General features: G+C 36.6%; 8 protein-coding genes. 4 read left to right on the plus strand and 4 right to left on the minus strand.

Features of this window, described 5'->3' with window-relative positions; all coding sequences use genetic code 11:
* The first annotated feature begins 116 nt into the window (after positions 1–116).
* From ACZ1GR_RS12280 to ACZ1GR_RS12295, 4 genes are read left to right on the plus strand one after another with little or no spacing between them, the layout of a single operon-like run.
* Positions 117–1,676, plus strand: coding sequence for an ATP-dependent nuclease (locus ACZ1GR_RS12280; RefSeq protein ID WP_472609256.1), 1,560 nt, complete (start codon positions 117–119; stop codon positions 1,674–1,676).
* Positions 1,661–2,695 carry a UvrD-helicase domain-containing protein gene (locus ACZ1GR_RS12285; protein WP_472609257.1) on the plus strand — a complete coding sequence of 345 codons (1,035 nt, stop codon included), beginning with the start codon at positions 1,661–1,663 and terminating at the stop codon, positions 2,693–2,695. The genes ACZ1GR_RS12280 and ACZ1GR_RS12285 overlap by 16 nt, the downstream gene beginning before the upstream one ends.
* Entirely contained in the window at positions 2,696–5,962 is a 3,267-nt protein-coding gene (locus ACZ1GR_RS12290) for an SNF2-related protein (RefSeq protein WP_472609258.1), read from the plus strand.
* A 16-nt stretch (positions 5,963–5,978) separates the two neighbouring features.
* Entirely contained in the window at positions 5,979–9,752 is a 3,774-nt protein-coding gene (locus tag ACZ1GR_RS12295; protein WP_472609259.1) for a hypothetical protein, read from the plus strand.
* A gap of 25 nt (positions 9,753–9,777) precedes the next feature.
* Here ACZ1GR_RS12295 and ACZ1GR_RS12300 read toward each other — a convergent pair whose 3' ends face one another.
* The 4 genes from ACZ1GR_RS12300 to ACZ1GR_RS12315 are packed head-to-tail and all read right to left on the minus strand — an operon-like array spanning position 9,778 to position 13,123.
* Positions 9,778–10,602 (minus strand): DUF4138 domain-containing protein, encoded by an 825-nt coding sequence (locus ACZ1GR_RS12300; protein ID WP_472609260.1) that lies wholly within the window; start codon positions 10,600–10,602, stop codon positions 9,778–9,780.
* A gap of 60 nt (positions 10,603–10,662) precedes the next feature.
* On the minus strand, positions 10,663–11,601 hold the full coding sequence (gene traM, locus ACZ1GR_RS12305) for a conjugative transposon protein TraM (protein WP_472609261.1): 939 nt from the start codon (positions 11,599–11,601) through the stop codon (positions 10,663–10,665).
* Between the two features lie 22 nt (positions 11,602–11,623).
* Positions 11,624–12,238: a conjugal transfer protein TraK gene (locus ACZ1GR_RS12310; protein ID WP_472609262.1), complete on the minus strand. Its 615-nt coding sequence runs from the start codon at positions 12,236–12,238 to the stop codon at positions 11,624–11,626.
* Positions 12,239–12,280: 42 nt separating this feature from the next.
* Positions 12,281–13,123, minus strand: a complete 843-nt coding sequence (locus ACZ1GR_RS12315) for a hypothetical protein (protein ID WP_472609263.1) — start codon at positions 13,121–13,123, stop codon at positions 12,281–12,283.
* Position 13,124: the final 1 nt, after the last annotated feature.

Below are 13,124 nucleotides of genomic sequence, written 5' to 3' on the forward strand. Positions count from 1 at the left end.
GCAAATATTTCATAATATTGCGAAAGGCCTGCAGATTCCCCAAAGCTTTATTAATGTTCCAAATTGCTCAAAATATCTGAGCATGGTCTTGATGTGCTAATTATTAAATTAAAAAAATGAAAATAATCGAGAAATTGAAGATTCTCAATTTCAAAAGATTTCGAAGTTTTGAAATTAAGTTTGACCCTGTAATCAACATTTTTATCGGCGATAACGAATCTGGAAAGAGTACACTTTTATCAGCCATAGATATTGTTCTTAGTGGTAGCAGAAACAAAGTGGAGACACTAGGCTTGGATAGAATATTCAATTCCGAAAGTGTAAACGAATTTCTAATCTCAGAGAAGAAAATCGAAAGCCTACCCGTTCTTCAAATAGAGCTTTATTTCAATGACCAAGGTAATCCAGACCTAAATGGAAATTTTAATTCCGATAATCGCATATGTGACGGTCTGCTATTGATTTGCGAACCGAGATTAGACTTGACCAAAGAAATTAGCGATATACTGAAAGAGACTCATAACAACTTTCCTTTTGAATACTATTCTATAAGTTTCAAAACTTTTTCGGGGGAGAGTTATACGGGCTACCGTAAATTCTTTCATCACATTCATTTGGATAATACTCAAATAAACAATGAATACGCCACAAGAAAATACATAAGTACCCTCTACGGCAGTAATGTTAGCGATTCGGAACGAAGCATGCACCAAAATGAATACAGAATACGTAAAGAACATTTCAAAAACGAAGTTCTCGGAGAACTTAACTCTCGTGTTCCCGATTATGGTTTTGCCATGAAGACAACAACTAAGGCAAATCTCGAAACGGACCTCACAATCGTAGAGGACGACATAGATATCGAAAACAAAGGGAAAGGAAGGCAGTGCTTCATCAAGACCGAGTTCGCTTTGCAAAAAAGTAAAAATCCCATAGATATAGTGTTATTGGAAGAACCTGAAAATCATTTGAGCCATACCAATATGCGTTCTCTAATTTATAGTATAGACCACACAGAAAGTAAGCAATTGTTTATTGCCACGCACAGTACAATGGTCAGTTCGAGGCTCGATTTACGAAAAGCCATTTTATTGAACAGTAATTCCATTACGCCTGTTTTTCTATCAGACCTGTCAGAATCAACAGCAAGGTTTTTCATGAAGGCCCCAGACAACAATATTCTTGAATTCATACTGTCGGAGAGGGTTTTGCTGGTGGAAGGGGATGCAGAGTATATCCTCATGCAGGCCTTCTTTGAAAATTGTAGCGGAACAAACCATAATGAAAGTGGTGTTCATATTATTTCCGTAGGTGGTACCAGTTTCAAGCGATATCTAGAATTGGCTAGGTTACTTGGCGTTAAAACAGCGGTAATAACTGACAACGATGCGAATTATCAAAATAATATTATTGATCGATATGCAAATTATGTCGGGGAAAAACAGCTTGTGTTTGCTGAAAAGGATAATTCGCGGTCAACTTTTGAAATCACGGTGTACCAAGATAACAAAGGCTTGTGTGAGGCTCTTTTCAGTTCGGAACGCAAAACACTATCGGTACAAGAATATATGCTCAAAAATAAGTCTGAAGCGGCTTTTACCATTTTAGAGCAGGGGGCAAAGGAAATAGTAGCACCAGTCTACATTAAAGAAGCTATAGTGTGGGTAAACGAGTAGTATTCGCTGTAGCTGGTTCAGGAAAGACCAAGCTAATTATCGATAGTCTGGAAATTGATTCTAGGGCATTGATAATAACCTATACAAAAAACAACACCCGTAACCTGAAAGCTAGAATTTTGGCCAAATTCGGGATGTTTCCCAAAGACATTTTACTTCTACCATATTTTACTTTCTTGTATGCATTTTGTTTCAGACCGTTATTTGGTTACACCACAAAGGCTAAGGGACTATTTTGGGAGCTTCCCCCACAATGGACCGGTAGGGTCTCTTTACAAAACGATAAACGCTATTTTACGCCCAACAGACGAATCTATCATAATAGACTTGCAAAATTTTTGGAAGTTAACAGAGCAGTACCTGAAGTAATTGCGCGTATAGAGCGATATTATGACATGATTTTGATTGATGAGATTCAGGATTTTGGAGGACATGATTTTAACTTCTTAAAACAAATATCCCAATGCAATTCAGACATTCTTATGGTCGGAGACTTTTTTCAGCACACTTTCGACACCAGTAGGGATGGCAGCACGAATAGGACATTGTATGAAAAATACGATAGGTATCAGTCATATTTTAAAGCTATGGGTATAGATATAGACACAACATCTTTAAATAAAAGTTGGCGCTGTACACCGACTATATGCAAGTTTATAAGCGATAATCTGGGCATAGTGATAGAATCCAATAAAACGGAAGCTTCTGAAATAATCATTATCCAAAATGTAGACCTCGCAAAAAAAATATTCTATGATGACAATATCGTAAAGCTCTTCTACAAAAATCATAGTAGGTATCCCTGCTACTCTAGAAATATGGGTAAAACCAAAGGCGATGACATGTACAATGATGTATGCATAGTTCTAAATAAAACTTCTCAAAAATTATTCAAGCAAGGCAAACTTTTTGTGTCCGCACCGACCACGAAAAATAAGTTGTATGTTGGCTTTTCCAGATCTAAAAGGCACCTCTATTTGATGGCAGAAGAATTAATTGAAAAATACATGGAGAACTAAATGTCTAAATCGTCAGAGAGAAATCCATATAACGGTCAATTTGCATTGGACTTTGAGTCCGAGCAAAAACCCTATCTGCAATGGCCCGACCAAGATGATTTTCCAATCAATTTAGACTATCCCGAAAGAACGGTCGAGAAAATAGTGCTGGCCGATTTGGCAAGAGCGAAACAATTTACAATTCTCACGGGCTATACTTCATTATCCCATTTAATAGATCTTTTTGGCAAAACCGATGAGTACACTTATGGAAAGTCGATACGAATCGTCTTAGGCTTCAACCCCAATACTAAAGGAAGAAAAAGATATCACAGTAAGCCATTGGACAAAGAAATCGCCGAGTTTTGGCTAAAAGAAGGCCTATCCATTCTTCAAGGAGGCAGTGTTATCAACTTGATCGCTAAAATCGAAGCAGGCCAAATTCAGTTTAAGTTTTACGATAAGCTACATTCGAAAATATACGTTAGTGATAGTACAGCCATGATAGGATCTTCTAATTTCAGCAAAAACGGACTGGTTGACCAAACGGAGGCCAACTCCCGATATACGATTGATGATAATTATGAAAAATATTCAGGCGCAAAGTCCCTGGCTGACAACTGTTTTATCAAAGCAAACCCGTATCCCCATATCGTTGAATTGTTAAAAAACCTTGTAAGCCAAGTGGATTGGAAAGACGCGCTTTCCAGAGCTATCGCCGAGATATTGGAAGGAGGATGGCTTTCAGAGTATGAAAACCTGATGTCCAAACTGGAAACGGTCAAATTATGGCCTACGCAATGGAGGGGGCTGGCGCAGGCCATGACTATTCTTCAAGAGAATTCGAATGTTCTTATTGCTGATCCCACAGGAGCCGGAAAAACGAAATTAGGCTCGACTATAATACTTGCTTTGGAAAGTTGGCTTTTCGAAAGTGGAAGAAAGGAAAAAGCAAATTCCGTGATGGTCTGTCCACCTTTGGTAACTGAAAAATGGAAACAAGAATTTCAGGAACTTTCCACTGTTTTAAACAATCAAATATCAAATGGTACACTAAGTCAAGGGGGATTGAAAAAACTTAGGTCGGCAGAACGAGATCTTGAACTCGCTAATATTCTTGCAATCGATGAAGCGCACAATTACTTGAATATCAATTCAAAAAGGAGTATTGCGATTAGGAGAAATAATGCCGATTTCAAAATTTTGATAACCGCAACGCCCATTAATAAAAAAATAGATGACCTTTTAAAGATAATCGAACTTTTGGACGTGGATAATCTGGATGACGAGAGTTTCGAATCTTTTAAAAAGCTGAAGCTTAGGCCAGACCTTAAAAAACCAAAAGACATCGAAAAACTCAAGCAGTTCGTAAGCCGCTTTACCGTTCGCAGGACAAAAAAGATGATCAATGAGCAGATAGCTCTTGAGCCAGATAAATACATGAACGCGCTAGATGAAGTGTGTAGGTTCCCAACTCAAAGGGAAAAAACCTATAAAACTTTGGAAACTGAGGACGATCAGGAAATAGTGAAGCAAATCAACAAAATATGCAAAGAACAATTGAAGGGCCTGACTTATTTAAGAAGAACAAACAAACCTAAAATCGATTTAAAGGAGAACGAACTTCAGAGCTATATAGATAGGCGTTTCAACTCTTCAAAAGCCTTATCGATTTTTGTCATACGTCATCGATTAAGATCGTCAAGGGTTGCAATTTTGGAACATATCATAGGAAAAAAGAAAGTGCTGGAATGGGAAGATTTTGAAATCAAAAAAACCAACGAAAACAAAATCAAGATTGACGAAATCGATAAATTGATAGAAAGCAATAAGTTGCCCTACATTCATAAAGATTTTAAGAATTGTACTCTTCCAGATTGGATGACCGATTTGAAAAAATACAAAGAAGTATGTCTTGAAGAAAAAGCGAATTATCTGAAAATTGCCGAATTGGTCAAGCGATTGTCCCCGAAACGAGAGGAAGGCAAGGCCAAGGAGTTGTTGAGACAAATCGAAACGAAAGAAAAAATTCTTGCATTTGACGGTTGTGTGATTACCCTTCACTATCTAAAACATCTCATTAAAAAAATAAATCCTTTGCGAAAAGTATTGGTAGCGACAGGTTCTACTGAAAAACAGAGCAATGAAGTTTTGGAGAAGTTCAATTTGACTTCCAAGAATACCGAAAAAATTATAGCACTTTGTTCCGATATGATGTCAGAAGGTGTGGATTTGCAAAAAGCCTCTGCGGTTACACTTTTAGATTTGCCTAGTGTCATTAGAATTGTAGAACAACGCTTTGGTCGTATAGATCGAATGGACAGTCAGTTCAAGGAGATCGAAATGTATTGGCCCGATGAAACTGAAGAATTTTCTTTAAGTGGCGATAGACGTTTGTTCGAGCTTACTGATTTGGTTAGCGATGCCCTTGGTGGCTCAAACTTCAAAATACCCGATAATATAAAGTTCAAACACTTTTCTGGTTCCAGAAACATTCAAGAAACAATAGCGGAGTTCAAAGCATATGAACTTGCTGATGATTCTTGGGAGGGTATACAGGATAATTTTTTGCCGATAATTGAATTGAAGCAAGGAAAAAAAGGATTGATAACTGAGGAGGAATATGAGGCTTACAGGGGTGTAGACACATCGGTTAAGGCAGGCGTAAGTTTTATCAAAAGTAAAAAGAAGTGGTGCTTTATTGCCGTACGAGGGGATAAAAATCACAGCCCAAAATGGTATTTCATAGACCCAGATAGCAGTGTTCAAATATATACTGAATTTCCCGAGATATGTAGATTGTTGAGGGAGCATCTGGACGGGAAAAGCGAGAAGGTTAAGTGGGACGATAATTACTTGAAATACTATCTTGAAATTCTTCAAAAAAAAGAAGTAGAGTTATTACCGCCAAAGAAACGGCGTGCCCTGAAAGTTGCTCATAGTATACTTAATAGGAGATATAAACAGCGGTCCGTTCAATTTGAGGAAAAAAAAGTTTTGCGAAAGCTTTTAGAACTTCTGAACAAAGAAGGCACTTTTGTGGACCTTGATGATTTTGCGACTACATGGATTAAGTTTTTACAGCCCTATCTAGAAAATAAGAGATTGCGCAATAGTCGAAATCGAAAAGCCTTTAACTTGAACGACCTAGTTTCTCGGGCCGAGGTTTCGCGTATACATTTTAATATCAGCGAGTTAAAAAGAATTTTGGAGAATGTGCCTCTCTATGAAAAAATCGACTATAAAATCGCATCCTGTATCGTAGGTGTTCCTGCTTCAGTATATTAACAACCAGCCATAATGTATGAGTTCGAGATTTAATCCAGATGTTTTGAAAACCTTTAGCAAGGTTATTGAACGTCACAGTGAGAATGAAAATTTTCGCAAAGCCAGAATTAATACCATGCATGGCGAAATGCTTCCGTCACTGAAGTATGGAGTGGCTAAGGCAGTGGCCGAAATCTTGATGGTTTCTAAAGTGGATTTCAGGTCGGAGGAACAAATGAAACTACAAATCGAAAGATATAATCGAGATAATCGCACCAATTTGAATCTGGACAATTTTGTCTCAAAACATTGGTTGCGCAAAATCAATGGAGAGATAAAAATTTCGAGTACCCTGAGTTCCTTTGCCAATGGCGTGAACGACCGACTCAAAAAGTCTTCTGTTTATGAGGAGTTAGACAAGGAAGAAATTCAGTTTCTCCGTTTTTTGAACGAGAACAATCCATTTGGTGTGAATCAAGTTTCGATATCAAAAGCGGATCTATTGGAATCGAGCGGGGAAATCCCTCTTGATTTTTGGTTACGATTTAAAGTATTTGAGAAATCTACCGAAGAAAAGGATTCCTTTATTTTAAACGGTTCTTGTCCCTTGTTAGAGTATTACGCTGAGGAAATAGACGCCTTTTTATGGGACAATTGCCAAGTCAAGTATAGAGAAGACCTAGTTGCTTCCAATTTTTTAAAGATACGGTACAATGGTGTTTCATCTTTTCCTTTTTGGGCAAATAAATATTTGACCAATGATGCGCAAAAAAAGTTGACGGAACTATTGTTTGATTTCATTTCAAAAGAGTCAGATTTATTGGATATAGCGGCTGAAAACAACAAAGTTGTATTAGATAAAGAGCGTTTTAGGGATTCCTTTTTAGAAGTTCCCAAAATTGATTTTTCAAATCAAGATGCCTATTCGATGTACAAGTTAGTTCAGGACTTGGATGGCTATTTGAGTGATGCACTATTAATTCAGCGGTCTAGGGCTGAATTGACTTTAGCCATACATTTCATAGTACTAAACGATGACTATTTATTAACGTATTCCAGAAAGCTGCTCTCTGATGGCAATAACCCATTTGCCATTTATAGGACTTTAGATACTCTGGTCAGGCTTCGTAAAAAAAGTGTGCCCTACCTTTTGCAAGACGAAAACAATTATGCGCTAACGTTCGAACTCATAGGAGATTTGGGTTTTCGCGTATTCAATTTTACCACGGAGAACATGTATGGTTTTCCTGAAACTATGAAATTCATTTGCGAGTTTCAACAAAGAATTCTGGAAGAACTTTTAAGATTGCCCTATTTTGATTATCGAGCTAACCTTTCCGAGATATGGAAAATTTTAAGCTATACTTCAGAAAGAGCCTTTAAATTCAATTCCAACGTTTCCCGAGATAGCTTCACGGCCCATATAAATGGGGTCAAGCTATATCAAACTACTTTTGATAATGTAATCGACACCTACTTCGCGAATCTCGAAAACATAGTGTTTATAGAGCAATTAGAATTGATTTGTAAGAAAATTTTTGAAGAATTAAAACTTCCCCCTCAAAGTAGCCAAGTTAATCTTAAAGTCCATCTATTGGATATGTTGTTCAGAATAGGCAAAAGGGCAGCGCTTAAATTGGCCATGAACGATTCTGAAAAGTCAACAGAGCACATTCTTAACGGTTTTCAGGACTACCTTACTACATCCACTTTAAACTATTTCAATAGCTTTTGGTCCATCGAAAAATTTTCCTATTCAAACTACTATAAAGCCGCCAATGATGTAAGACCTTATCATAATCTAAGTGAATTCGGTCTTGAAAAGCTAGATTGGCACTATTTTATGCGTTTAGTTTATCGTAGAGGAAAATTGAACGAATTCAATGCATACTTCACGAATCCAAAATTTATTCTAGATGAAACAGCCGGCGTGTACAATGAAATCAACATTTTAGAAGCCAGAAAAAATCTAATATATTTCAAAGTACTATGTCTTGCGTTCTTGAATGATCGAGAGATTGGTTCAGAAAATATGGAAGCTTTCGAAAAGGTTCAAATTGAAAGAGTCTTGTTCGAAAAGATATCTTCGTTCGCTTTGGCGAATTGTTATGATGATGAGAAAAAAGGACTTTCAGCGAACATTTTTGGGACACGCCATTCCTTCCATGGGGGTAACCCCTATTTTGAAACTCCTTTAATGCTGTTCCTAAAAGTATTGAACAACTATTCAAAAGAAGCTGCTTCAAGAAAAGTATTAATCAGTTTCTTTGAGAAAAACAAAAACCTATATCATCTGCTCGAAGCAAGTAATACGCTCACAAAATCTGGCCTGAAGCGCGTCGTGGACTCTATAATAGATGGATATAACTTTTCGGATTTTAATATTAAATGGCTACCCGAACTGGAAAATGTGCTATTGGAGACAGTAAATTCAAGTAAACACTTCGAAAAAACCGATGATTTGTTGGAACGCTTGGAAGGCTATTATCAAAGAATCACATCACATCAGAAAGGTCAAAAACAAGAATTTATCTTTAGGGTAAAAATGTTATTGGCGTTTAAGAGGAATGATTTAGAAACCATAAATACGCTACCATTACCCAAACCCGAATTTCTGATATATGGGGATAATAGCAGCGAGAATATAAGACTCTATTACAGCGCTTTATTTGAATTTTATCATCAGGACAATCATAAAAAAGCCTTTGAAATTCTTGAAAGGATAATCTCCCAGCCAAAAGTCAATCTTGATTATTTTTTAGATTATTATTACTTCAAGTGTCTAAGTGTACTTGAAAAATCAGATAAGGCTTTTTGGTTAAAGATAATTGCCTCTGAATTTCGAAAAGGTTTTAGAGAAAAGTTTCAGGAGTCTCAAGAGTATCATTCCAATAATGAGAAATGGAAGATACTCGAATTGATTTTTTCAATAATAGACACAAATCTTCCAAAATTTGAGATGCTCTTTTCCGAACTTAAGAACAGTTTGATTAATGAAATAGATTTGATAGGACTAATTGCGGAATTCTATGATCAAATAGGGTTATCAAATCAAGCCTATAGCTTTGTAGTTGAAATTGTCAATACAAAGAGAAAGGAAGCTGAAGTAAGCGAAAAGTGGGAAGAATTGGAAAGAAAATATGAGAATAAGGTCAGTACAAAACAAATAAAAGGTTCTATTACTTTATTACAATCATTAAAACATACCAGCATTCCACAGTCAATACCTGAGGGGTTAAATGAATTCAACGATTATTCCACTTTTCTCTTAAACGAGATAATAGCCGTAATCAAGTTGATAAAAGATAAAATTGTATCCTACAAAAAAGTGCTAAAAGAAGATAACTATAATGACATTTTAGGTACAATTTTACAATCAAGGATTTCCTTTTATGGATGGAGTCATCATAGAGAAGATAGGTCTGGAAAAACCACCAAAGGGCCATCAGCTGGCGAAGTGGACCATACGATTAAAAACAAAAACCAAACTATTGCAATTTTTGAAGCATTCCGCACCACATACAAAAGCAAGCAAAATTTACATAATCATTTGAATAAATTGATTGATTACAATGACTACTTGAATACCTATGTGATAATAGTCTTTTACGAGGGAAAGGATATCGATGGATATTGGAAATGGTATCAAAAAGAAATTAAACGTATGGATTTTCCTAGAAAAATGACCTTGGAACCAAAAACTAAGTTACAATTATTAGAGAATCATTTCATTAATATTTCTTCATTCCGAATTGGCAAATCAGATCATAGAGATAAAAGAAGCATTTATCACATAATCATACAATTTTAAATACAAGTTTGCCATTGCATTATTATTACAATCTCCTTCTCATTGTCAATTCTCGATTCCCTTTCAATTCCTTTAGCCTAAATTCCAGTTTTTCATTATGCCCCAAAGTGAACTTTGGTAGTACATACACAAATCTTGAAGTCTCCGCATGCCTTGTTTTTATGGGCATTTTATGAACGTATTGAGGCTTAAGCGGTACGGATTGATATGAAGCTCTACGCTTACCATTACCAATTACCATGGCTACCTTCAGGTAGTCAATGTCAAAATCAATACCCGATTCGTTTTTGATTTCGAATTGTATAAAGACCAAATCTTCGTAATAGACCATGTTCCTAATGGCCAATGACATGCCTTTTTTTCGTTTTATATAATTTTTGCGTTCCGGTAGTTTGAGAATCGCTACGGATGACTTTTCCAAAAAAGCTTTTGAGTATTGTTTATGTATGACCAAACTGGAATCTCGTTTTATGGTATCGTGAATTACCAGAGCTTTTCTTTTATGTTCGTGACCAATGCTTTCTGAATAAGAAATAAAACGATTCACCTCTTTCAAAGAATCAGCGTATTTGATGATGTATGAATAGACCTTTCCATCGGTGGTAACCACAAGAAGATTACTTTGATTTCCCTTGGTTGCTTTTAGCAACCCCAAAGGTTGTGCGTGCTCTCGATTGTAGGTAAAAACAAAGTTCTTTGCTCCGACAATTCCCTGACGAATATTCGTAGGAAAGAAAAGCGCTAGGTTCATTTTTTCATTGGCATAAATGGTATCTAGTTTCCTTGCGTTTTGACCAATACTTGTAGCAAAAGTCAGAAGGCTTATAATTACTGTTATTGCTGTTTTCATAATTGCTTTTTTTAAATTAATATCTACCCGTCTGTCTGTCTTGAGAAAAGTAATGGGCTATTATAGCTTCGGTCTTAAAATGAGTTTATAATTGTTGTTGACCGTAACTTTTATATTTCTGTTATTGTGTTGAAAGACTTTTTTTATGCCGCTTACTCCATTGTTCACAGCCCCCGAAACATCTGGAACGCCCGGAATATTAAATTCAGAAATCGCATCGCTCAAGACTTCGTCGTAAACATCACTGTGAAAACTATTTCGAATATAGATGCCTTCCAATCCATCCGCATTATCATAAGCTTTAAGTTTAAGAGGTATTCCCTCTATATTTTCTACATTTATGATGACCCGGTTCGGACGGAACTTTACAATTCCATAGAGCAATGTATTTTTCTTAACCTCCAAACCTTGAACAGTAGCGTTTTGGGTTACACGCATTTGTAATCGGTCATTAACCTTAATAGTCTGCTCACCGTCTATCTCGACTTCTAAAGATTCGCCAGTATCATTCCCTAAAACCTGAGGACTCACTGCGAAAAACAACTGATGCTCTAGGCTCATTTCTTTCAAAAGGGAAACGGTATCCTTGGTTTCAACTACTTCAATTTTTTTTCTTCGTTTTTTTTGTAGCGGTTTTCGGATTCCTGTAGCTATAGAATCATGGGAATAATCTATACGGCCTATTTGATATATACTATCCACGATACGCTGTTTCTTTTTATCTAAAAAATCTTCATCATATATACCCGATTCGTTCAAAAAACGTTCGTCATAAATACTTGGAGCAATCCTTTCCTTTTCGTCTTTAATGGCATCTACCGCTACCTTTTTGGAAGAGTACATATCCTCTTCTTCGTGAAGCTCCGGAACCAAAGTCTGTTGTAGGGTATCAGCATTTTCATCATCTCCACCCAAAACAAAAACTGAATAGCCTACAATGAACAGGACTACAATCCCTATTACGGCTATAAATACTATCTTCTTTTTGTCAATTTTCATATCCCAATTTTTTAAGTTAATCCTATTCTTTGTCCTTCACTTTTTTCAAAGAATTCTCGAAATAGTTTGTAATAAGCAGTCCATGGGTGTTCATTGGGTAGTTTCGGTCAACAGCTATCAGAGCACCTGTTGAAACCAGTTCATAACGATCGATTACCGACCCCCTGTTAACTTCGAAGACAGTTACCGTTTTAAAACGATAGGGTTCGACTTTCACATCTACTTGTGATTCTACGCTCAATACTTTTTGGACCAGGGAGTATTGCAATATGCGGTTATAAACCCCATCTGCCTTCTTCTGACGGTATACATTATCAACGGTACCGTTACCAAGCCAAAGGGCTTTCTCTAAATTACTTTCATAATTGCTGTCATCAATGCCATAGAAATATTTATGGAACAGTGTTAAATGTGACAGTGCCTCGACTTGAAGATTTTCTTTTTGTGAAACTAACTTCAGCGGAATGACTGAACCATCCGTGTTAACTGCAAAAGCGCTTTTCATTGCTTTATTGTACATATTGAATACCATTACACCCGAGAAAGCACTTGACAGCAGTGCGGTAACCGTTACCGTAATAGTGATATATCGGTTTAGTTTTAGTACATCGTAAATATTCTTATAGGGTAGTTTCATCTTATTCTTTTTAAAAATTATATCCTTGACATTTGTTGTAGATTACCCACTGAATAATCGTAGTGTAAAGGTGGTCGCCCTTTTATAGAGCTTGAATTTTAGAAATACGATAAACCCGATGGTGGCTGCTTCTACCAGAATCTTAATGGTATTATTGTCAGTTGGTGCTCCCCAAAGGTTGGTCCAGAAGTTGGCGTTGATTTCAGAATACAATTGGTTCACGAAAATATTGACCAAAAAGAAAGCTGGTACTAACATATAGACAGCAGCATATAATTTGAAAAAGGTATAAGCCATGTTTCTGAATTTTTCGAAAACAGCCAAACTGATGACCAAAGGAAAAAATGCCTGCATAATGCCCAAAAGGAAATATCGTTCCGCCAAGAACAACGGGTAGATAAAAAGATCAATCATCCATAGAACCAATCCAATAAAAAAACTAAACATTTTTATCCCGAAGACCGGAGTAACCAATGCTTCGTACAACAAAGCCCAAGCTTTTTTGGCAGCATCGAATGCACCTACATCCTGTTCAATGGGAATTTCTTGTAGTTGTAATGGAATCAAAGCAGGAGCCGTATCTCGATATTGACCCTCGACTGCAACCAAAATACCATCGAAAAAGCTCAGGATTTGAGTGGAAAATATGACCAAGAGCACAATGGCAAAATTCTTGGCCAAATCACTAGGAGATAGTCCCCATGAATAACCTTCTTTATCGGCCACACCTTCGTTATATTTTTTGAGGATGTTGACCAAAAAGAATAATACTGCCAAGACCTTAATACCGCGAATAGTATAGGTAGAGAAGTCTGTGCCTTTGATTGTCTCAAAGACGGCGTCTACATATTCCAAGCCAATGCCCAAGATGATTGCTGATTGCATA

It is taken from the genome of Croceitalea sp. W27, assembly GCF_055693185.1.

Excerpts from the sequence above, each read along its gene's own strand:
- ACZ1GR_RS12280 (WP_472609256.1), top strand. The coding sequence starts at position 117 with ATGAAAATAATCGAGAAATTGAAGATTCTCAATTTCAAAAGATTTCGA.
- ACZ1GR_RS12290 (WP_472609258.1), top strand. The coding sequence starts at position 2,696 with ATGTCTAAATCGTCAGAGAGAAATCCATATAACGGTCAATTTGCATTG.
- ACZ1GR_RS12310 (WP_472609262.1), bottom strand. The coding sequence starts at position 12,238 with ATGAAACTACCCTATAAGAATATTTACGATGTACTAAAACTAAACCGA.
- traM (WP_472609261.1), bottom strand. The coding sequence starts at position 11,601 with ATGAAAATTGACAAAAAGAAGATAGTATTTATAGCCGTAATAGGGATT.
- ACZ1GR_RS12315 (WP_472609263.1), bottom strand. The coding sequence starts at position 13,123 with ATGCAATCAGCAATCATCTTGGGCATTGGCTTGGAATATGTAGACGCC.
- ACZ1GR_RS12300 (WP_472609260.1), bottom strand. The coding sequence starts at position 10,602 with ATGAAAACAGCAATAACAGTAATTATAAGCCTTCTGACTTTTGCTACA.
- ACZ1GR_RS12295 (WP_472609259.1), top strand. The coding sequence starts at position 5,979 with ATGAGTTCGAGATTTAATCCAGATGTTTTGAAAACCTTTAGCAAGGTT.